The sequence below is a fragment of the Nitrosopumilus sp. b2 genome (assembly GCF_014078535.1).
Taxonomy (GTDB): Archaea; Thermoproteota; Nitrososphaeria; order Nitrososphaerales; family Nitrosopumilaceae; genus Nitrosopumilus; species Nitrosopumilus piranensis.
In genome coordinates this window covers 433,438-453,489 of the sequence record NZ_MU078702.1, presented here as the reverse complement: position 1 = coordinate 453,489, position 20,052 = coordinate 433,438, and the positions used below count along the sequence as shown (strand labels likewise).

The window sequence follows — 20,052 nt, the reverse complement described above, 5'->3', positions numbered from 1 at the left end:
GATTTGTACTGGTTTAACTTCGAATATAGTTCTACAAACTTGGAATTAATTTTAAGGAAAAATCATACTCCATGAATAGAAAATGTTGTATACTTTCGACTAAGAGCAACTACTCCAACCAGAGAAATTCCAAGAATTAACATTACAATGGTACCAAATTCTGGTGCAACTACCATACCAAATTCAGTTTCCTGACCTGTGTTTCTTATGTTTTCAAATTTAATTATTGTAGGACCTGTTTGGTCTTCTGCAAATGTATATTTTTCAAATTCGCCACCAACTTGTGCTGTTCCTGATACGCGATGAATCTCTTCTCCACTTTGAATTATTACAAATGTGTAATCAGAATTTCTAAGAGGATCATTTGTTCTACCATCTCTAATAGTAAAAACAAAATTAGTATCAACACCTGGTTCAAGATTTGCAGGATCCCATGACAAATTAACTTTGAAATCTTCACTTTTTGTATACGCTTCTAATGGAAAAGCAGGTTTGTCACTAGTTGATAGAGTAAATACAATGTTGTCAGGTAGCGGTTCATCAGATTTTCTCATTTCATTTTTTAAAAATCTCAGATGATCCTGTAACAAAACAAAATGAACTATTCTTTCATGATCTTCAGTATAGTCATCAACAGATACTGAAGATTTGAATAATTCTATTCCATTTGCATATCCTGAATAGCTTGGAGCCAAAAATTCAACAAAATCTTTTGGAAAATGTACCTCTTCATGTACAACTGAAACATGAGACATGTGACTTTCACTCCAGTCAAAAGGCATCTCAAATGTTACTTGTTTGGCCACAGGATCATACTCAAAATTTGAGATTTGATCAAAATATGATTTTAGACGAAACTCCACATCATTTCCTTCAGCATCTTTTTGAGGATGAGAACTAGTCTCAATAATACTCAAATCAGCGCGATGCACACCAGAGTTTTCTATGATGTTAGTGGGCTCATCAATAGTTCTAACTTCAATTTCAAAAGTGTATAATCCACCTGAATCAAAAATTGGACCAACGATTTCAATTGGAGATGATTCTGTTCCATGATATGCTCCAAGAAGTGAATCTTGTTCTCCATTAATTACAAAATCATCAAGTTCTGGTTGCGATGCAATCTTAATTGGTAAAACACCATTTTCTGTAAAAAAGTAATTTCTAAAAATCATTTCATTACTGTGAAACAATCCAATGAGAAATGTGACATTTTTTGCAGGGTCACCTGTTTTAGTTTCTGTTGCAGTAATTGTGATTTGTTCTTGTTCATTTTCAAAATACATTGGCATCTCTACTGATATTGAGATGTTTTTGCCAGCAACATTTACTGAAGATATGGTATCAATTCCCAACCCATGTCCGTAAACACTGTTGGCTGGAAATAGCAAACATGCTGCTAATGCTAAGATTGCGAATTTTGTAAGTGACATCATATCAAATTCTACCTAAGGGTTATTTTATTGTCAGCAATTCTTCAACCTTTTGAATCAATTCATCCATTGTTGTTGACTCCAAAATTGGCTGTAATTCATTGGGATCCTTTGCTCCAAGTGCAGAAAGCGAGTAAATGTAATCAATAGTAGGTGTATCAGTTGTAAGATAGTACTGTTCTAAAACATGATCAAGTGAGTGCGGTTCAACTACCTGCGGCAATGCCTGTTTTACAATCTTCTTTTTCCACAACTCTACAAGCTTCTCCCACTGTTCAAGAGAAATATTCTCATCGATTTCTGGAATCATTTCAACTTCTGCTTGAATGTACATTTTTTCCTCAGTTCCAATTTTTTCATGCATTTTAGAAATTTGTTGATGACCCTCAACAGAGAGTGGATCATAGTTTTCAGGTTGAGGAATTGTTGGAGGAATAATTTTTTTAATTTTAAATGAATTTCGTCCTAATGTTTCAATGTGCAGTTGTAAGCCATCAATTTCCACATCTTCACATTTTGTGATTTTTGCAATTGTTCCTATCTGCTTTGGAGCATTCCAGCCATTTACAGAATTTTGTTCATCAATTAGACATACACCAAACTGACCATCGCCTAGCATGCAATCATCAACTAACTGTTTGTATCTAGGCTCAAATATTCGCAGTGGCAACTCTTGTCTAGGAAACAAGACTAAATCAAGAGGAAATATCGGAATAGTTTTAGTTTCTGTCAATAATCATATTGAAACGTCTCTAGATATATGGAATACGGATGTTCTAAAAATTAAAAACCGTTCTCATTTAATGTCAAGCCTAACAAAGCAGCACGAGTATGTTTTCCATATTCGGCCTGCTCAAAGTATTTTGCATTTTTTGTCTTATCAATGTCTGGTGAGATTTCATCAATTCTTGGAAGTGGATGTAAAATTATACTGTCTTCTTTCATTTGTTTTAGCAAATCTAATCCCACAACATAACTTCCCTTTACCTTGAGATATTCTTCTTCATCAGGGAACCTCTCCTTTTGAATTCTTGTAACATAAAGAACATCTAATTCATCTATGTGCTCTTCAATGTTTGTAGATTCTTTATAGTCTAATCTCTGTTTGATTTCATAAGTAGAATCAGATCTTATTCTTAATGATTCTGGAGAAATCAGGTGTACATCAACATCATAGTTTCCAAGTCCATATAGCAAAGAGTAAACTGTTCTTCCATACTTTAGGTCACCTACAATTCCAATCTTTAGTCCATCAATCTTTTTCTTTTCTTTTTTGATTGTAAACAAGTCTTGAATTGCCTGAGTTGGGTGCTCTTCTGTACCACTACCAGCATTGATTACAGGTTTGTCTGAAACTTCAGCTGCAAATCTACTAGAGCCATCAAGGGTATGTCGTAAGACCAGTACATCAGAGTAAATCGACATTATTCTAACGGTATCAGCTAGGCTTTCACCTTTCTGGGTTGATGAAGAATTTGTATCAGATATTCCTAAAGAATTTCCACCAACTGATGCCATTGCAGAGTCAAAACTTAGACGAGTTCTAGTACTTGGTTCATAGAATAAATATGCCAATGTCTTTCCCTTGCAAATCTCTCTTCTATCAGAGGGACTCAGATGTATTATTTTATCAGTAGATGCAAAGATTTTTTCGAGTTGATCCTTGCCAAAGTCCTTAATTGAGATTATGTCTTTTTGGTAGAACTCGTTCATGCTCTCAATGATATATACAGGTGGGTATACAAAGTATTCTGATGGAACAGTCCGAACTTATGGTTCGACGAATCAAAGAAGGCACTGTAATTGACCATATAGATGAGGGTAAGGGTCTTCAAGTGCTCAATGCATTGAGAATAGACGGTAAAGATGGTAGTTTAATCACCATTGCCTTGAATGTCCCAAGTGGCAAGTTTAAGAAAAAAGATATCATCAAAGTAGAAAACAAGTTTCTAAAAGATGATGATACCAACAAGATTGCAGTAATTGCACCAAAGGCAACCATCAACATGATCAAGGACTACAAGTTAGTTGAGAAGAGAAGAGTATCACTACCAAATGAGATTGATAAGATATTTCGATGCTCAAATCCAGACTGTATTACAAACAGTACTGAGCACATAGAGTCAATCATGGATGTAATTGACAAAGAAGGAACTGTTCTCAAGTGCAGATATTGTGCAAGAGTACTGGATGTAAACCAACTAAAATATAATTAAAAAATTTTAAAAATTGAAAAATGTGTGTAGTAGGACTATTGTCCTAAGATGATAAACATCATAACTATACCGTAGATTGCGATTGATTCGACCATACCTACGAAGATGAATACCTTAGATTGTAAAGCTGGGTTTTCACTAATGACTGCAAGACCTGCTGCACCTACTTGACCAAGACCAATGCCTGCTCCACCTGCTGCAATACCAAAGGCCAAACCAGCACCAAGGAGTTTCATCGAGTCGCCACTAGATGCACCATCTTCTGCTGCAAATGCAACTCCAGTTGAACCTAGAATTGAAATTGCTGATGCTGCCAAAAGTAACATGACGATAGTTTTCATTTACGATGTGGCTCCACTGGGTCCATATTTAAATCATGTTGGGATAATTTTCTCAAATTCGATCTAAAGTTTTCTTTTTGAAAGAAGTCAAATCATCATTAACAGATTTTACAAAATTATCATAATCTGCATCTAATGTCTTCTTTGAATTTTCAACTAGTTTTTTAATTTCTTCTTTTGCCATTTTACCTGCTCTCCATCTTAGCCTTGACTTTTTTTAACTTTGCGAATTCCTCTCTTTCTCTTTCCTCAAGGGTAGCAATAATGAACCTCACCTTTTGTTGATATTGAGGAATAATTACATTTTCAAGGGCGTTAAGTAATTTCTGAGTCTTTTCTAATGCTTTTGCAAGACTGAAGATAGAGTTTTCATATTCTGCAGCTTTGCATATTTTTGGCAATAGTTCTTTGATCTGTTTTGCTGCTCTATCAATAGAGGAGTTTGTATCGGCAAATCCATATGGCATTGATTTTGTATCTTTTTCAGTTACAGTTAGTGCAGGAATTTTTACATCAACTACTCTTCGAACATTAACATCTACTTCCATGACAGCAGGGGTAGATTCAGAAACAGAGTCTACAGTTGAAGTTCCTAATGCAAGATATGCCTCATTAACAGAACTATAGATGTCTTGAAGAGGTTCCCAGATTCCACCTCTTGCTTTTGAGGCTTCCTCAATCATCTCCTCAATGTTTTTTAGAAGAACTTTACGTTTATCATCTAAAATTTTCTGAACCATTACGGCTACTTGGCTAGATTTTTTGTATTTGAAAAGTTCAATTTTTGTGGCAGCAACATTTTGTCCAAACGACATTTTGTTACTCTTCCTTGTAATATTGATCTACGTATTTATCTTTGATTTTTGTAATTTCGTTCTTTGGTAGTTTAGATACAATCTTCCATAATACACCAAGTGTCTCTTCAATGGTTCTATTCTCATCAGTTGCCTGTGAGAGGAATTCATTTTCAAAGACATCACCAACATCCATGTATTTCAAATCAATTTCAGTAAGTCCTGCTTTACCTACAATACCTGCAAGTGCTCTAACTTCTTGTGCTCTAGAATATGCGTCATAAACTTGATTAGAAATTTCACCATGATCTGCTCTGGTACTTCCTTCACCAATTCCATCTTTCATCAATCTTGAAAGGCTCATCAAGATGTTTACTGGTGGATATACTCCTTGTCTGAACAAATCTCTACCAAGTACAATTTGTCCTTCAGTAATGTAACCAGTAAGGTCAGGGATAGGGTGAGTAATATCATCTGAAGGCATTGACAAGATTGGAACTTGTGTGACACTTCCTTTCTTTCCATTTAATTTTCCTGCTCTTTCATAAATTGTTGAAAGGTCAGTGTAAAGATAACCAGGATAACCTTTTCTTCCAGGTACTTCTTCTCTTGCTGCACTAATCTCTCTTAGTGCCTCTGCATAGTTTGTCATATCTGTAAGAATTACCAGAACATGCATTCCTAGTTCAAATGCCAAATATTCAGCGACAGTTAATGCTACACGAGGAGTAATAATTCTCTCAATTGCAGGATCGTCTGCTGTGTTTAGAAATAGAACACTTCTCTTAAGAGCACCAGATTCTTCAAGGCTTCTTCTGAAATATTCTGCTTCACTGTACTGCACACCAATTGCTGCAAAGACTACTGCAAAGTCATCTTGTGTACCAATTACACTTGCTTGTCTTGCAATTTGTGCTGCTAAAAGGTTGTGAGACATACCAGAACCTGAGAAGATTGGAAGTTTTTGTCCTCTAACTAGAGTAATCATTCCGTCAATTACAGATACACCAGTTTGAATGAAATCTTTTGGATATTCACGTTGTTCTGGGTTCATTGGTTCGCCGTTAATATCAATAAATGAATCAGCAATTGGATCTGGAAGTCCATCTTTTGGTCTGCCTAAACCATCAAAGACTCTACCAAGTACTTCTCTTGATACTGGCATTTCCATAACTTTGCCAACAAATTTTGCATTGGTTCCAGAGATAGATAATCCAGTTGTTCCCTCAAAAACTTGGACAATGGCTTTACCATTTCCAACTTCGAGAACTTTGCCTAATCTTCTTTCACCATCTTTAGTTTCAATTTCAACTAACTCATCAAATGCTGCATTCTCAACGTCATCTACAATAACTAGAGGACCTTTGATTTCTGCAATCTTACTGTATTGAACTCCGCCTTCTACTGTCAATTTGTTACTTTCACTCCTGTAATTGATTTAAATTCTGCTTGCATATCTGCATCTAATTTATCAAGTTTTGGCATCTCATCATCTTTGATATCCATTCTTGCTTTAAGAATTGAAGTAATACTTTTCATTGCACGAATATCAGCAAGAGGAGTTCCTTCTTTGATTGCTTGCTGACCTTTCTTGTAAAAGTCAACTAGTAATTTCATTAGTTTGTATTGTTTTTCTGGACTACAATAAGTGTCAACATCATCAAATGAGTTTTGCTGTAAGAGACCAATCTTGACCATTCTTGCAACTTCTAGAATTAATTTTTCTTCATCTGGAAGTGCTTCAGGTCCTAATAGTCTAACAATTTCTTTTAGTGTATCTTCTCTTTGCAAGACACCATAGACTTCACTTCTGAGATTCAACCAATCTTCGTTGATGTTCTCACCCCACCACTTTGCAATGTCTGCAAGATAACCAGAATAACTGTTCATCCAATTAATTGATGGGTAGTGTCTAGAATATGCTAATTTTGCATCTAAGGCCCAGAATGTTTTGATAAATCTCATGGTGTGAGTTGTAACTGGTTCTGTAAAGTCACCACCAGATGGTGACACAGCACCAATCAAAGTTACAGAACCATCACGGTCTGGACTTCCAGATGCTCTAACACGTCCTGCTCTTTCATAAAATTCTGCTAATCGTGATGCAAGATATGATGGATAACCTTCTTCTGCTGGCATCTCTTCTAATCTACCACTCATCTCTCTGAGTGCTTCTGCCCATCTACTTGTTGAATCTGCTACAAGTACAACGTCTTTACCCATATCTCTATAATATTCTGCAATTGTTACACCAGTGTAGATACTTGCCTCTCTTGCTGCTACTGGCATGTTACTAGTATTTGCAACAAGTACAGTTCGATCCATGAGTGGTTTTCCACTACGTGGATCTTTGAGGTGTGGGAATTCTACAAGTACTTCTGTCATTTCGTTTCCTCTTTCACCGCAACCGATGTAAACTACAACTTGGGAATCTGCCCATTTTGCAATTTGGTGTAGTGTTACAGTCTTACCTGTTCCAAATGCTCCTGGAATTGAGCCGGTTCCACCCTTTGCAATTGGGAAGAATGTATCAATTACACGTTGACCAGTAAGTAATGGAACTGTAGGATCATATCTGTTCTTGTATGGACGTGGTTTTCTTACAGGCCATCTGTGATACATTTTGAGTTCAACAGTTTGACCGTCTTTCTCAGTTGTTGCCAATACAGTTTCTAAATCATAATCTCCTTCTGATACCAAGTTTGAAATTTTTCCACCTTTGTGGTCTGGTGGAACCATAATAGAGTGCTCAATAAGATCAGTCTCTTGTACAATTCCAATTACATTTCCTGCTGCAACTTCATCACCATTACTAACGGATGGGACAAAGTGATACTTTTTGGTCATGTCAACTGGAGTAGTTGTAATACCTCTTCCGATAAAGGAACCAGATGCTTTTGATAATTCTCTTAGTGGTCTTTGAATTCCGTCATAAAGTTGTCCAATAATTCCAGGACCTAACAAAACACTTAGTGGGTTTCCAGTACCAACTACAGGTTCACCTGGCTTTAATCCACTTGTTGATTCATAAACTTGGATAAATGCTACATCTCCAGTTAATCTAATTACTTCGCCAACTAATTTTGAATTTCCAACAGTTACAGTTTCGTACATCTTTGCTTCAGACATACCATCGGCCCTAACTGCAGGACCACTTACCCAAACAATTCTACCTTGAGCTACCATTCTATTCTCCTACCCCGAATTTGGATGCAATCTCTTTCCTTATTAAAGGCTTCAGACGTTCAATTCTTGCATCAATGGTATTATCAAATGTCATTGCACCATCTTTTGATTTTACAACAATTCCACCAAGACAATCAATTGTTTCAGAAGACATTTCAGCTCCTGAGAATTGTGATAAAGTTGATTGAACTACGTCTTTGTCTTTTGCATTTGTAGAAACTGTAATTTCTGAAGTTCCCAAAATTTGAGTTGCTTCTTCAATCATAGTTTTAATCAGATTAGAATAATCACCACTGCGATCAGCATTTGCAATTTGATCGAGTGCTTTAGAAAATACCTTGTCAACTGCCTCCTCTAATGCCATTAATTGCTTGTTTCTAGCCTCAATATCGGCACTTCCGATAATCTGCTTTTCAATTTTTTCGGCTTCCTTTTTGCCATCTGAGAGGATTTTATCATATTCACTTTCTAATTTAGGAATAGAATCATCAAGATTTTGTTGTGACTCATCAAGAGCAGACTTGATATTTGAAAGGACATCATTTTCGGTATTTTTTAGAATTTTATCAATTGTAACTTCTAAAGAATTAGATGCCAATGGGTGCCGTTCATCCATAATAGATTTTAATGTTTGGGAAAGATGCCATCAGAAAGATATTAAACTCAATGAAAATACCCAAAATTTGTCTTGGGAACAGCCGATCTGAAACTTGGAAGCGTAATTTTGCCAAGAAGTGAATCTCCAAAAGCAATTTCGAGATTAACTGAATTTGAGTGGTATCATAAAGTTGATTCTGCAAATGATTTGGTAACACCTGAAATTGACGATCTTCTGTTAAAAGCACAACAAACATTTCAGTCAATTGACGATGTAGTCAAAGGAATGGGAATTCCACCAACAGTAGGAATTATGGAGATTATGTTCAAAGGAACTGTAATCAAGAAAAAAGACTATGAGATTAATGAAATTGAAGAGATGGTTGCAGACTTGGAAAAAGAGGCACCATCCATTATTGAGGAACCAAGAAAATTACTTGAAGATGCTGCAAACACAAGAACATCAATTGAGGAATACACTTCACTCAAAGAGACTTTAGAAATCATCAAGAAGTTAAACATGGATATTTCTGGATTTGGTTTAATGAAGTACTTTTTCACAAATCTCTTTGTGATTGATACTGCAGACTATGAAGAGATTAGTCGCTCTCTTGAAGACATTACAATTTACAAATATGATTTGGATAGCAAGGAAAAATCTGCAATTTTGGTAATTTCTGATACCAAAGATTCTGAAAAAGTTCTCAAAGTCCTAAGAAGTTTCAATTCCAATTCATTTAAAATTCCAGAGGGATTTCCACAAGTTCCTAGTGAGGCATATGCACTTGCTGAATCAAAAATAAAGGAACTAACTGAAAAACAAGCAAAAATCAAAAAACAGTTAGCAAAATTAACAAAGAAAAGTAGACGCGATATTTTATCTATTCATGAAAAAGCAATGGTTGCAAAAGATGTTCTTGAGACTCTGAGAAAACCAGGTGGGACCAAAAATTTTGCAGTAATTCAGGGATTCATTCCAGCAAAGATGGAATCAAAATTCAAAGACTCAACCAAACAATGGACATCAGTTGTAGAAGACATTACTGACCCAAAACTAAAGGAGCAAATCCCAACATTATTTGACAATAAGAGATTCGTTAGAACATTTGAAGTAATTACAAAAAGTCAGGGAATCCCAAAGCATGGTGAGCCAGACCCAACACCAATGATTGCACTTATGTGGCCAATCTTCTACGGATTGATGTTTGCAGATATGGGTCACGGATTGTTACTCATGGGAATGGGACTTTTATTCAAAGTAAAGGGACAAGGTGAACTTTCAAGATGGGGAATGCTCATTGCAATCTCTGGTGCAGCAGCAGCAATAGCTGGTGTTGGTGCAGGAGAAGCGTTTGGTTATCACATTGATCATATGGGTCCATTTGAAGGATTGTTAGAAGAAGGTGGAGCATTACATTCTGTTAGCTGGTTAGTAGGAATCCTAAGTGTTGCAGAGTTAACATTTGAGCAAGTAATTGATATCCTCAAAGTTTCATTATTCTTAGGAATTGTACATCTTGTTTGGGCAATGGTTTTGAGAATTATCAGATTAGCTAAAGAAGGACACAAGATGGTAATGTTTACTGAAGCAATTCCAAACATTACACTTTATGGTGGAATTGTAGTTATCATGATGTGTGCAATTGGTTCTCAATATGATGTAATGAATATGTATTCCAAAGTTCACACAGAACCAGTTCCATGGGTTACAATGTTCTTAGGCGAATGGGCACAAGTTTGGATTGTAACTAGAATTGCAGTAATCACAGTAATTGCATCAATGGTAATCATGATGGTCGGTGGTGTGATGCACGCAAAAAAGCATCCAGAAGATGGAGCAGATCCAGCAAGTGTCATCATGGAAGTCTTACTTGGAAAGACAGTAGAAAGTTTAGCTCATACAATTAGTTATGCTAGACTTGGAATTATGTTATTGGTACATGCAGCGCTGCTGCTGACAGTAAACAATGCATTCACCTCACTTGGTGGAGCATCATCAGGTGCTGCAATGGCAATGATAATTGGAGGTAATTTAGGAATTATGATGATTGAAGGATTAATCGTATACATTCAGTCTCTCAGGTTGCACTTGTATGAATTCTTCACAAAGTGGTATGTAGGTGGCTCACAACCATTTAGACAAATTAGACCAGAGTTGATTTACAATCAATTCATTTGGAAAAGAAAATAAAATCTAGAAAAATAGTCTCCTTTAGATTTATAGAATCTTTTTTTGGCAGCATCTATGGTTTCCTCAAATTCCTTGGTTCCAAGTTCTACGCCTTTCTTGCCAAGATCAGTTCCTTTCTCAATGCCTTTTTCAGTAGTATCTTTGAGTTTCTTTAAAAATCCCATAAAGAATACTTGAAGTGATTTTAGATAAAGGATCTAAAAATTTTAAACATGATTTTATTTTTCTACAGGAAGTTCCATTTTATTTCCCCATTCTCCCCACGAACCCAAATAGACTTTGACATTTTCAAATCCAAGTTTTTTCAAGACCAAAAATGTATTGGCAGCTCTGTATGCCCCCTGACAATAAGTTATGATTTCAGTGTCTCTTGGAAAATCATATATTTTGGATAATTCCTCATCGCTTTTGAAAGTCCCATCTTCTTTGAGATTCTGATTCCAATCAATGTTGATTGCATTTGGGATGTGTCCAGATTGGGCAGCACGGACAGTACTACCATCATATTCTCCAGCAGAACGAGCATCTAGTATTTTCGCATTTTCAAGATTATCCCGAATATGCTCAAATCCTGAAATTATCTCAGGATTAGTTTTTCCTGAAAATTCAGATGGCTTGAAACCATTTGGTTTTGTTTCAAGTGGAAGATTTTCTTTTTGCCATTTTGTTATTCCGCCATCAAGCATCATAACGCTTGGATGAGAAAAATACATCAACATCCAAACACCTCTAGCTGAAAGCATTCCAGAAACTGAATCATAAAAGATGACTTTTTTTTCAGGAGTTACTCCAAGAAAAGACAACAAAGATTTTGACTGGTTGTTGAAATTTTCAATTCCTTGTTTTGTAGTATCAATCCAATGAAATGCAAACAAGTCTAAATGAACTGCTCCTGGAATATGGCCTTCAAAGTATTCCTTGAAAGAGCGAGTGTCAGCTATTATGACATTAGTATTATTTAGAATTGAATTTAGTTCAGATGTAGAAATTAACATACAATAGACTTTGAACAATCAAATTAATTTCTTTGATTTATGACAAAATGCATTAAATCATTGATTAGAGAGTGAATAATAAAAAGAAGAAAAGAAAAGGGTTTTTTCTATTCGTTTACGTATGCTCTTTCTCCGTGCTGAGCCAAATCGAGACCAATCTCCTCTTCTTTAGGAGTGACTCTGATTCCGCCAGGCCATACGGCATCCATTACCTTGAGAATTACAATGGTTACACCAAATGCATAAGCAATTGACATTGCTGCTGCAATAATGCTGATTGCTTGCTGTTCCATTCCTTCTGCAGTGCCAGTCCATGCACCAATACCGTCTCCAGTATCCCATACATGTGGACTTGCTAATGTACCAGTCAAAATTGCACCTGTAAGACCACCCATTCCATGTACTCCCCATACATCTAATGCGTCATCCCACTTGCGTGCGTTCTTAAGTGATACACTTGCATAACAAATTGCACCAGCTGCAATACCAATTATAATTGCGGCCATTGGACCTACCCAACCAGAGGCTGGAGTGATTGCTACCAATCCTGCTACTACACCTGATGCAGCACCAACAATACTTGGTTTTCCTGTATGTGCCCATGACATAAGGACCCATGTAATTGCTGCCATACCAGTTGCTGTATTTGTAACAGTCCATGCGCTGACGGTAATGCCGTCTACCATTACTTCACTTCCTGCATTGAAACCAAACCATCCAAACCACAGTATACCTGCTCCGAGGACAACCATTGGGATGTTGTGTGGTTCCATTGGCACTTTGCCATATCCAAGTCTTCTGCCAAGGACTAAGGCTCCTGCCAATGCAGCGAATCCGGAAGAAATGTGTACTACAGTACCACCTGCAAAGTCTAATGCATACGATGGTGATAGATCTGGATCAAGGTCTAACGAACCTCCTCCTATGTATCCTCCTCCCCAGACCCAATGTGCTATTGGATCATAAACGAAGGTTCCCCATAAGAGTACGAATATTATCAATGCGCTGAATTTGATTCTGTCAATCAATCCACCAATAATTAGAACTGGTGTGATAATTGCAAATGTTGCTTGGAACATTGCAAATAGTTGGTGAGGTACAGTACCTGGCCAACCTTGACTACAGTAATCGCCTTCCTTAAACTCATTCATCTGATAAGCTGCAGACCATGTATCGTGACAAGGACCTACTTCACCTAACGGTGCCCAAGCAGATACCATGTTGAATCCAACATAATCTAAGTTACCCATGAATAGGTTTGCGTCATTGTCAATACTACCAAATGCTAGTGAGTATCCCCATAGAACCCATTGTACTGACATGAGACCCATAACAATGAGAGTCATACCAAGTACGTTGACGATATTCTTTGATCTGGCTAAACCGCCATAAAAGAAACCGACACCTGGAGACATGAAGAGTACCATTGATGTTGCTGTAAGCATCCATGCTGTATCACCTGTATCAATCATACAAGGTAGCATGCCACCTTCGCCATCATCAAACCAACACTCGTTAGGATTGCCAGTGTAAATTCCACTGGTTCCTTTGACATATCCGTCCATACCATCTTCAACACTTTGTGCATATGCCTGTGACATAGCACCTGCTGCTGTGATGGATACTGCGGCTACAAGTAATAGAGCATACTTGTAGTTCCTAGAATTCATTGAATTTATCGAAATTGGATTTTATTTAAGGGTTGGAAACTCCAAAATATTCAATAAAGTAAATTATTATATTTTAGTATATTCTGATACTAACATAAAATATGAAAATTATGCTAACGGAATACGAATATGGGAAAATCAAATACTAAACTAGCAATTTTTGATACTTTCAAGACCAAAGGAGAGGACTTGACAGGGGAAGCACAAAGACAAAGAGCGATCATCGGAATTCTTGCAAGCAATGCTAATCCTGCTGAAAGAACCAGAACAGGGCTATCTCAAAAAATGGCAGAGAAACAAGGAATTGCGTGGAAGAATATCTATTCAGGTATTTTTCGCGATCTAGATGAGATTCTTCTTCCAATGGGAATTGCCGAAGAAGATGGGAGATTGCCTCTTCAAAGAGGACCTAAAGCCCTTCAGGAAAAAGGTATTCCATATTATCACCTAACAAAAAAAGGCATTTTGATTGCTCTTTCAATAAATGACATTAAAAATCGGGAGAATTTGCTAGCAGAATTTTTTGCAAAGTCTGAACCTAAAGAAAAAGAGTTTGAAAAAATCCTATCTAGTCTTTTGGCGACCAGTCCAAATTTCACATATTCGATTTTCAAGAAGTATGTCAAGGCATTTTGCGATAACAAGATAAAGGAACTTCTTCCATTTGATCTCTCAGAACTAAGAGATATTTCAGATGAATCATTGATTATTCAAAAGGAGATTCTATCTGCCTTTGTCAAACTATCAAAACAGGAAAAAGAGGATGCCATCAAATTCCTTGATAAAATTACTTAGAATTTGTTCCTAGACTAGATCGCCAAACATTAAAATCAGTTGCCTATTGAGATTGATCGAAATGGGCGGTTCTAAGAATGTCTATGCTTCTGTTAAGGCCTACAGCAAAAGAGGCAAATTACTGACAAAAGCAGATTTTCAAACATTAGCAGAATCTAGGGACTTGGAAGAGTTGATGACTAGAATCAAAAATACCGTTTATGGAGAGGCAGTAGCCGATGTTCAAAAACCATTTACTTCTCAAAGCATTGAAAATGCCCTAAGAAGCAAACTAGCAGATATCCATTATTCTATTGCAAAAACTTCAGGAAACTCTGGAGTTCTTGATGCATATTACATGAAATTTATTGTTTCAAATCTGAAACTAATTCTCAAAGGCAAGGTACTTGGAAAATCACAAGAAGAGATTGAGACTCATGTTAATCTTCACGCAGAAGAATTAATCAAACAAAGAGATATTGTTGTCAAGGCTTTAGTTGCCAAAGATTTTGAGGAGGCAGTTGCAAGTTTGAACTCTGCTCAATTTGGAGAAGAGATTGCAAAGGCTGCAGCACTATACAATGAGAAAAAGAATGTCCAGATTATTGACACATATTTTGATAAAATTTTATATCAATATTTGGCTGGCGCGATGAAAAATTATTCTGATAAAGAGGCAACAAAATTAGTTGCAATGGATATCGACTTTTACAATATTCTTAGTGTCATTAGAGGAAAGTTCTGGGGGTTACAAGAAGACCAGATTCAAGACTTGATAATTTCTACTAGTCCACCTGCAAGAGAATTGCTTGGAAGAATGATGGCAGCTGGAACGGTAAGAGATGCATTCAATGAACTATCTAGTACAAAATACAAAGAACTTGTCCCACAAGTTGAAAACGAGTTAGATGCAATTGCAGAATTTGAAAGAGCATTTGAGATGCAAATTTACAAAGCATCACTTAGATCATTTACAAAGATGTTTAGCTTTGCAACAATTGTAGGGATTACCAAATTAACAGCATTTGAGGTAAGGAACCTGGCAGCAATTGCTTTTGCAGTTGAGCAAAAGATTCCAACTGAGACAACAATGTCAAAATTAATCCTAGAAGAAGAATAGGAATTCTGAGATGTTTAATCCTTCAAAGAAAAAAACCGATGTTTCTGCTGAAGTTTTAGTAAATACAATCTGGGTAAGTTCATTTTTGGCAATGATTTTCACATTGCCTCCATTGGGATTATTCTTAGGGATCTACTTTATGACAGGAGAACTAGTAATTGGAGCAGTTATTGGCTTTGGAGTACACTTTGTCACGCTTGCTTTTTCAGGTAGGATTTCAAAGGCAATCACTAAGATTATGAGCTAAACCTTAAGAGATGATGAGAGAAGATAATGCATTATGATGGGAGACAGAGACTATAGAACTACTATTCAAAACGCCTTAAAATCAATTGGAAATGAGTTAGAGATCGATATAGATTCTAAAGACATTCAAACTATCCACCTTCCAGAAGTGGTTAGGTGTATGAGGCGCTCATACTATGACAGAATAGAACCTCAGGAAATCGAAAGAAGGGGATTCAATGAACTTCTTTCAGGATTATTAAGAAAATTACAATATGGAAGTGACCCAAAGGATTTTGATATTAACGATATCAAACTTCGAGGGCAGGCAGATATGATTGTGGATGATGCAATCCTCTTATTCAGATCTGCTACTGAGGAATTAGAAAATCCTCATGCAAGTGATGTTTTGTATCTTAATGCATGCATGTGGATATATGACAAAGAAGACGGGATTGTTATATACATCACAGGAGATAGAAAAGAGACAACATTTTCATTAACACGTAACAAAAAGATGTTTGAAGATACTATACGTAGAGTTAGAGTTCTCAACAACTTACTCAAAGAGCAAAAGACACCAATCTTAGAGCCATCCACTGAGTGCAATGAATGCCAATATTATGAGAGATGTTTTACAAAAAAGAAGAACACCAAGCAGACGTCTCTCTCAGAAATGCTAGGTTTGAGTAAGAAAGATTAGTTTAGATAAATGAAAAATATTGTAAAGGAAAAATTCCTTTAATTATTCTAGTGGTTCAGGGTGTCCCTTACCACGAAGAGCGAAACACACTACTGCTAGTGCAATTGCGACTCCTGCTGCTGCGCCATATGCGGCCATTCCTGCTTCTGCCATTTGATAAAATCCCAATGATATAGCTTTTATAACTTTGCCAATATTTTGTCACTAAAAACAAATTATCATAATTTTATAATTTTATGATACTATTGGAATTTACTGAGTAAATTCAAAGCGAAGTTCGTTTTCTTGTCCGCTTGTCATAGAACTCAAATTGTAAAACACATTACCTGAAACTCTCCATGTATTGGTATTAGATTCCAAAGCAGACCACAGTTCAGGAGTATTACCAGAATTTTTCAACACAATTTCATCTCGCAGAACTATTGAATTTTCACCAAGTAGAGTATAGTAATTTGAACCAAACTCCACCATCCCTTCAGCTCTGTGTCCAATTTGACCTCCACCAATTTGTTCAGATTCAGAATACCCTGTTTCAAATAATTGATAGTCCATGGTTGTAACAATCATAGAACGAGTATTAGGATTTGAAATTTTAAATGCAATATCAATTGTAGCAGAACGCTCTGAGATTTTTGAGACATTAATTTCCTCTAATTCGATTTGAATTGGTTGAACTTGTGGAATGTTAGTATTAGAAATTTGTTCTGGGGATTCTAGATCTATTGAAGGCCCCACAAGTAGTATTCCACCCAAAATAGCAGCAAGTGCTGCAATTGCAATTCCAACAAAAATCTTTGGGTTCATAATTTTATAAACTCTCTAGATATCTTAAATGTTGAGATAGTTATTATACCATTGGAGGGAGAAAAAATTATGCAGTACTTTCAAGCAGTACAACAAGGAAAACAAAGAGCAGGAAAATCTCAAATGAAGATGTTTGAAGCAGCAGGATTTGGGATGCTAACTTTGACTACAAAGAAAGTTGATGGTAATTTTCAACCTGTTGGAGATGAAGATTTTACTGCTGTAATCAATTCAGAAGAAGGGTATGTTGCCATAATTGTAGACAAGGATGGATATACCAAGGCTCAATCAAAGGCAGTAGACAAGGAAGAAGCCCTATCAATTTACAAAAAACTCAGAGAATCAGGAATGGATGAGTACAAAGGAAAAGAGATTCAGATTTGGTCTCAGACTAGACCTACAATTCAAAATGAATCCTAAAATTATTTTGAGGGAATAATTATCTCAGTTCCCATATTACCGCCTTTAATGGCTTTTTCAATAATTTTTGGGTTGGCTTTGAGAATTCTTGTTTTGATTTTTGAGCGCTCAATAATTTTTAGAGCAACTATATCCATCAGATCATATCCTCCTGCAACTGAGTCTTCATGAATTAACATATTTTTGAGATTTTTTAGTTCGATTCGTTTGAATTTTTTTGCTTTTTTGAATTTGTTTGGATCCATGTCATAGACTCCATCAACATCAGTGGCATTAAGAAATTGTTCAGCTTTTACTTTTTCAGCAATCAATGCTGCGGTTCCATTGGTACTTTGACCAGGATGCAATCCTCCTGTTACAACAATTAATCCATCATCTACTGCATGTCTAACTTCTTGTAAGGTAGTTGGAGGATGAGAATATGCCTTGTTTTTGAGAGCATAAATCAACAGTTTTGCATTTAGTCTGGAAATTTCAATTCCCAATTCATCAAGAGTTGATTCATCAGCTCCTGAAGATCTTGCATGATTAATGTAGTGTCTAGCTATGTTTCCACCACCAGTAATGATTATTGGCTGGCAGACCTTGCTAATTTTTACTAGAAACTGTGCCCAATCTTTTAAGAGTTTGACATTATCCATGGCAAAAACTCGGCCAGATAATTTGATTACGATTCTCTTTTTCATTCTAGTTCACCAATGATGGATTTTGCGGCAATTTCAACTTTTTTTCTGTTCTTCTGATAGGTGTATATTCTAAGAATATTCATAAATCCCGAAATCGCTGAAACCACAGGTATCTCTGATATAGGCATCTCTTTTGCGGATGATTTTCCATTATCACTTGTAATCAAAATAATAGATTTTGACTCATTTTTTGAGGGTGCAAGTGGAATTGAGGGGGTGACTGAGCTATCAACGAAGATCTCGTTTTCTGCTACTTTGGATTTTTTAGAAATGGCATCTCTAAGATCAGTAGTTTTTATTTTCTTTAGATTTTTTCTGCTTGTCAGAATACTCTCAAACACACATTTGAGTAATTTCCTGTTTTGATAGTCTTGTGCAAACTTTCTTGCCCGTTTTAATTTAGAAGATTTTGATGAAACTAGACTTGAAAGAATGTATTCATCTGTTAGTTGAATGAATTCATCTAGATTAAAAGTGGAAAAACCAAATTCATCATCTGAAGATCTTAATGCTTCAAGTAACATAACTTCTGCTGCCCTTACAGTCTTGTGAAAATAGACTGCCTTGAACATTTGATATCTTGAATGCATCATTGATTCAAAGGAGTATAATGCAGAGCGCTCCAAAGCAAGTTTCTTTTGATGAACATCAAGGGATTGTGTAATTCTCTTATGATCAATTTTTGCGTGCTCTGCTCCTGTGAAATAACCATCTCGAAGTAAGTAATCCATCATATCTGCACTGAGAGCACCGGATACAATCTCATTGAGGTATTGAAATTTTGAATCACCAAACGCAATTTTTGTTATGAGTTTTTTATCAAACCCATTTTTTGTCAAGATATCACCAATCTCAGATTTTAAAATAATCTCTTTTCCAAAGTCCTCATGAGAGATTTTCTTTTCTTGAATTATCTCTTCAAATAGATGCGAGAAAGGACCATGACCAATATCATGTAAGAGACCGGCTAATCTAAGAATTTCAATGTCATCGGATTTGAGAAATCCTTTTTCATTTAATGCATGACCTGCCTGACTTGCAATGTGCATAACTCCAAGGGAGTGCTCAAATCTTGTATGCTGAGCTGCCGGATATGTCAGATGAGCTCCAGATAGCTGTCTTATCCTTCTTAGTCTCTGAAAAATCGAATTGTCAATTATTGATAGTTCATGGTCATATACTCTGATAAAATCATGAATGGGATCTATTATGTCTAGATAATTTTTTTTCATAATCCTATTTTCTTTGAAAATGTTTTCATGATTTCTTTGTGTACTTCTTCTTTAGATTTTGATGCGTCAATTACTTTCCAGCGTTTTTTCTTTGCGGTTGTTTTATAGATTTTAGAAATTTTTCTAAGAAATTCTTCATTTTTTTCAAATTTGTCTCTGTTAGTTTTTTGTCTGCTAAAGGATTCTTTCTGAGTCACATCAAGCAAAATTACAAGATCTGCCTTTGGTAGTCCTTCATCCAAAGTTTCTAGCCATTTTTGCTTCATTCCATTTGCCAATCCATATACAAGATTTGACTGATAGTATCGATTCATTATTAGAACAGAGTTTTTTTCTTGTGCATCTAAGATTTGATCTAGCTTTTCCCATCTGTTTGCAGCTAAAAGACAGTGAATGACTTGGGGAGGAAACTTTCTTTTTCCATCAAGATATTTTCTAATCTCTTTTCCAACAGGTGTTTTGTAGTTTGGAAAATGAAACAATTTAGTTTTAATTTTCCTTTTTTTAAGTGCCTTTTCTAGCATAGTTGACTGTGTTAGCTTTCCTGCTTGATCTCCACCCTCAATTACAATTATCATAAGTTATCAAAACAGAGAAAGTAATTGATTAAAAATCTATCAAAGCAGTTTTTGTGAGAATTTACGAATTGTTTAATATCTGCTAAA

General features: G+C 36.0%; 23 protein-coding genes. 7 read left to right on the top strand and 16 right to left on the bottom strand.

Annotated features, from left to right (window positions below):
• Window positions 1-62: 62 nt before the first annotated feature.
• From C6989_RS02670 to pyrB, 3 genes are read right to left on the bottom strand one after another with little or no spacing between them, the layout of a single operon-like run.
• Window positions 63-1,436 (bottom strand): PEFG-CTERM sorting domain-containing protein, encoded by a 1,374-nt coding sequence (locus tag C6989_RS02670; protein WP_182126272.1) that lies wholly within the window; start codon window positions 1,434-1,436, stop codon window positions 63-65.
• A 19-nt stretch (window positions 1,437-1,455) separates the two neighbouring features.
• A complete protein-coding gene (locus tag C6989_RS02665) occupies window positions 1,456-2,166 on the bottom strand; it encodes an LON peptidase substrate-binding domain-containing protein (protein WP_182126271.1) in 711 nt (236 codons plus the stop codon).
• 50 nt (window positions 2,167-2,216) lie between these two features.
• A complete protein-coding gene (gene pyrB, locus C6989_RS02660) occupies window positions 2,217-3,146 on the bottom strand; it encodes an aspartate carbamoyltransferase (protein ID WP_182126270.1) in 930 nt (309 codons plus the stop codon).
• A gap of 41 nt (window positions 3,147-3,187) precedes the next feature.
• On the opposite strand from pyrB, the gene pyrI reads away from it, so the two are divergent.
• Complete coding sequence (gene pyrI / locus C6989_RS02655; RefSeq protein WP_148702559.1) at window positions 3,188-3,649, top strand: aspartate carbamoyltransferase regulatory subunit; 462 nt, start codon at window positions 3,188-3,190, stop codon at window positions 3,647-3,649.
• Window positions 3,650-3,684: 35 nt separating this feature from the next.
• Here pyrI and C6989_RS02650 read toward each other — a convergent pair whose 3' ends face one another.
• The 6 genes from C6989_RS02650 to C6989_RS02630 form a co-directional block, all read right to left on the bottom strand.
• Complete coding sequence (locus C6989_RS02650; RefSeq protein ID WP_014964025.1) at window positions 3,685-3,975, bottom strand: ATP synthase subunit C; 291 nt, start codon at window positions 3,973-3,975, stop codon at window positions 3,685-3,687.
• Window positions 3,976-4,042: 67 nt separating this feature from the next.
• Complete coding sequence (locus C6989_RS10155; protein ID WP_255464619.1) at window positions 4,043-4,174, bottom strand: hypothetical protein; 132 nt, start codon at window positions 4,172-4,174, stop codon at window positions 4,043-4,045.
• A gap of 1 nt (window position 4,175) precedes the next feature.
• On the bottom strand, window positions 4,176-4,805 hold the full coding sequence (locus C6989_RS02645; protein ID WP_148702558.1) for a V-type ATP synthase subunit D: 630 nt from the start codon (window positions 4,803-4,805) through the stop codon (window positions 4,176-4,178).
• A gap of 4 nt (window positions 4,806-4,809) precedes the next feature.
• Window positions 4,810-6,195 carry a V-type ATP synthase subunit B gene (locus C6989_RS02640; RefSeq protein ID WP_148702557.1) on the bottom strand — a complete coding sequence of 462 codons (1,386 nt, stop codon included), beginning with the start codon at window positions 6,193-6,195 and terminating at the stop codon, window positions 4,810-4,812.
• A complete protein-coding gene (locus tag C6989_RS02635; protein ID WP_148702556.1) occupies window positions 6,192-7,970 on the bottom strand; it encodes a V-type ATP synthase subunit A in 1,779 nt (592 codons plus the stop codon). Before C6989_RS02635 ends, C6989_RS02640 begins: the two co-directional genes overlap by 4 nt.
• A gap of 1 nt (window position 7,971) precedes the next feature.
• Window positions 7,972-8,586 (bottom strand): V-type ATP synthase subunit E, encoded by a 615-nt coding sequence (locus C6989_RS02630; RefSeq protein WP_148702555.1) that lies wholly within the window; start codon window positions 8,584-8,586, stop codon window positions 7,972-7,974.
• Window positions 8,587-8,658: 72 nt separating this feature from the next.
• Between C6989_RS02630 and C6989_RS02625 the strand changes: the two genes are divergently transcribed.
• Window positions 8,659-10,758 carry a V-type ATP synthase subunit I gene (locus tag C6989_RS02625; protein ID WP_182126269.1) on the top strand — a complete coding sequence of 700 codons (2,100 nt, stop codon included), beginning with the start codon at window positions 8,659-8,661 and terminating at the stop codon, window positions 10,756-10,758.
• Here the strand turns inward: C6989_RS02625 and C6989_RS02620 are convergent.
• The 3 genes from C6989_RS02620 to C6989_RS02610 form a co-directional block, all read right to left on the bottom strand.
• Window positions 10,734-10,922, bottom strand: a complete 189-nt coding sequence (locus tag C6989_RS02620; RefSeq protein ID WP_182126268.1) for a hypothetical protein — start codon at window positions 10,920-10,922, stop codon at window positions 10,734-10,736. The genes C6989_RS02625 and C6989_RS02620 overlap by 25 nt on opposite strands.
• Before the next feature lie 54 nt (window positions 10,923-10,976).
• Entirely contained in the window at window positions 10,977-11,753 is a 777-nt protein-coding gene (locus tag C6989_RS02615; protein ID WP_148702553.1) for a sulfurtransferase, read from the bottom strand.
• A 107-nt stretch (window positions 11,754-11,860) separates the two neighbouring features.
• A complete protein-coding gene (locus C6989_RS02610; protein ID WP_182126267.1) occupies window positions 11,861-13,423 on the bottom strand; it encodes an ammonium transporter in 1,563 nt (520 codons plus the stop codon).
• Window positions 13,424-13,552: 129 nt separating this feature from the next.
• Between C6989_RS02610 and C6989_RS02605 the strand changes: the two genes are divergently transcribed.
• The 4 genes from C6989_RS02605 to C6989_RS02590 all read left to right on the top strand — a co-directional run bounded on the left by C6989_RS02605 (window position 13,553) and on the right by C6989_RS02590 (window position 16,245).
• The gene (locus C6989_RS02605) at window positions 13,553-14,218 is read left to right on the top strand and encodes a hypothetical protein (protein ID WP_148702551.1); all 666 of its coding nucleotides are present in this window, start codon (window positions 13,553-13,555) and stop codon (window positions 14,216-14,218) included.
• Between the two features lie 61 nt (window positions 14,219-14,279).
• Entirely contained in the window at window positions 14,280-15,317 is a 1,038-nt protein-coding gene (locus tag C6989_RS02600) for a V0D/AC39 family V-type ATPase subunit (RefSeq protein ID WP_148704085.1), read from the top strand.
• Between the two features lie 10 nt (window positions 15,318-15,327).
• Complete coding sequence (locus C6989_RS02595; RefSeq protein ID WP_148702550.1) at window positions 15,328-15,564, top strand: hypothetical protein; 237 nt, start codon at window positions 15,328-15,330, stop codon at window positions 15,562-15,564.
• A gap of 33 nt (window positions 15,565-15,597) precedes the next feature.
• Window positions 15,598-16,245: a Dna2/Cas4 domain-containing protein gene (locus C6989_RS02590; RefSeq protein WP_148702549.1), complete on the top strand. Its 648-nt coding sequence runs from the start codon at window positions 15,598-15,600 to the stop codon at window positions 16,243-16,245.
• Window positions 16,246-16,497: 252 nt separating this feature from the next.
• Here the strand turns inward: C6989_RS02590 and C6989_RS02585 are convergent, their stop codons facing one another.
• The gene (locus C6989_RS02585) at window positions 16,498-17,049 is read right to left on the bottom strand and encodes a hypothetical protein (protein WP_148702548.1); all 552 of its coding nucleotides are present in this window, start codon (window positions 17,047-17,049) and stop codon (window positions 16,498-16,500) included.
• A gap of 69 nt (window positions 17,050-17,118) precedes the next feature.
• Between C6989_RS02585 and C6989_RS02580 the strand changes: the two genes are divergently transcribed.
• Entirely contained in the window at window positions 17,119-17,469 is a 351-nt protein-coding gene (locus tag C6989_RS02580; protein WP_148704084.1) for a hypothetical protein, read from the top strand.
• Window positions 17,470-17,471: 2 nt separating this feature from the next.
• Here C6989_RS02580 and pyrH read toward each other — a convergent pair whose 3' ends face one another.
• Genes pyrH through tmk form a run of 3 tightly spaced genes read right to left on the bottom strand, consistent with a single transcriptional unit; the run spans window position 17,472 to window position 19,965 of the window.
• Window positions 17,472-18,155, bottom strand: coding sequence for a UMP kinase (gene pyrH, locus C6989_RS02575; protein ID WP_148702547.1), 684 nt, complete (start codon window positions 18,153-18,155; stop codon window positions 17,472-17,474).
• Entirely contained in the window at window positions 18,152-19,387 is a 1,236-nt protein-coding gene (locus tag C6989_RS02570) for an HD domain-containing protein (RefSeq protein WP_148702546.1), read from the bottom strand. The genes pyrH and C6989_RS02570 overlap by 4 nt, the downstream gene beginning before the upstream one ends.
• Entirely contained in the window at window positions 19,384-19,965 is a 582-nt protein-coding gene (gene tmk / locus C6989_RS02565; RefSeq protein ID WP_182126266.1) for a dTMP kinase, read from the bottom strand. Before tmk ends, C6989_RS02570 begins: the two co-directional genes overlap by 4 nt.
• Between the last annotated feature and the right edge of the window lie 87 nt (window positions 19,966-20,052).

Bases quoted from the DNA above. Each gene is read 5' to 3' on its own strand.
- C6989_RS02670 (WP_182126272.1), bottom strand. From the start codon at position 1,436: ATGATGTCACTTACAAAATTCGCAATCTTAGCATTAGCAGCATGTTTG.
- pyrB (WP_182126270.1), bottom strand. From the start codon at position 3,146: ATGAACGAGTTCTACCAAAAAGACATAATCTCAATTAAGGACTTTGGC.
- pyrI (WP_148702559.1), top strand. From the start codon at position 3,188: ATGGAACAGTCCGAACTTATGGTTCGACGAATCAAAGAAGGCACTGTA.
- C6989_RS02650 (WP_014964025.1), bottom strand. From the start codon at position 3,975: ATGTTACTTTTGGCAGCATCAGCAATTTCAATTCTAGGTTCAACTGGA.
- C6989_RS10155 (WP_255464619.1), bottom strand. From the start codon at position 4,174: ATGGCAAAAGAAGAAATTAAAAAACTAGTTGAAAATTCAAAGAAGACA.
- C6989_RS02645 (WP_148702558.1), bottom strand. From the start codon at position 4,805: ATGTCGTTTGGACAAAATGTTGCTGCCACAAAAATTGAACTTTTCAAA.
- C6989_RS02635 (WP_148702556.1), bottom strand. From the start codon at position 7,970: ATGGTAGCTCAAGGTAGAATTGTTTGGGTAAGTGGTCCTGCAGTTAGG.
- C6989_RS02630 (WP_148702555.1), bottom strand. From the start codon at position 8,586: ATGGATGAACGGCACCCATTGGCATCTAATTCTTTAGAAGTTACAATT.
- C6989_RS02620 (WP_182126268.1), bottom strand. From the start codon at position 10,922: ATGGGATTTTTAAAGAAACTCAAAGATACTACTGAAAAAGGCATTGAG.
- C6989_RS02615 (WP_148702553.1), bottom strand. From the start codon at position 11,753: ATGTTAATTTCTACATCTGAACTAAATTCAATTCTAAATAATACTAAT.
- C6989_RS02610 (WP_182126267.1), bottom strand. From the start codon at position 13,423: ATGAATTCTAGGAACTACAAGTATGCTCTATTACTTGTAGCCGCAGTA.
- C6989_RS02605 (WP_148702551.1), top strand. From the start codon at position 13,553: ATGGGAAAATCAAATACTAAACTAGCAATTTTTGATACTTTCAAGACC.
- C6989_RS02600 (WP_148704085.1), top strand. From the start codon at position 14,280: ATGGGCGGTTCTAAGAATGTCTATGCTTCTGTTAAGGCCTACAGCAAA.
- C6989_RS02595 (WP_148702550.1), top strand. From the start codon at position 15,328: ATGTTTAATCCTTCAAAGAAAAAAACCGATGTTTCTGCTGAAGTTTTA.
- C6989_RS02590 (WP_148702549.1), top strand. From the start codon at position 15,598: ATGATGGGAGACAGAGACTATAGAACTACTATTCAAAACGCCTTAAAA.
- C6989_RS02585 (WP_148702548.1), bottom strand. From the start codon at position 17,049: ATGAACCCAAAGATTTTTGTTGGAATTGCAATTGCAGCACTTGCTGCT.
- C6989_RS02580 (WP_148704084.1), top strand. From the start codon at position 17,119: ATGCAGTACTTTCAAGCAGTACAACAAGGAAAACAAAGAGCAGGAAAA.
- pyrH (WP_148702547.1), bottom strand. From the start codon at position 18,155: ATGAAAAAGAGAATCGTAATCAAATTATCTGGCCGAGTTTTTGCCATG.
- C6989_RS02570 (WP_148702546.1), bottom strand. From the start codon at position 19,387: ATGAAAAAAAATTATCTAGACATAATAGATCCCATTCATGATTTTATC.
- tmk (WP_182126266.1), bottom strand. From the start codon at position 19,965: ATGATAATTGTAATTGAGGGTGGAGATCAAGCAGGAAAGCTAACACAG.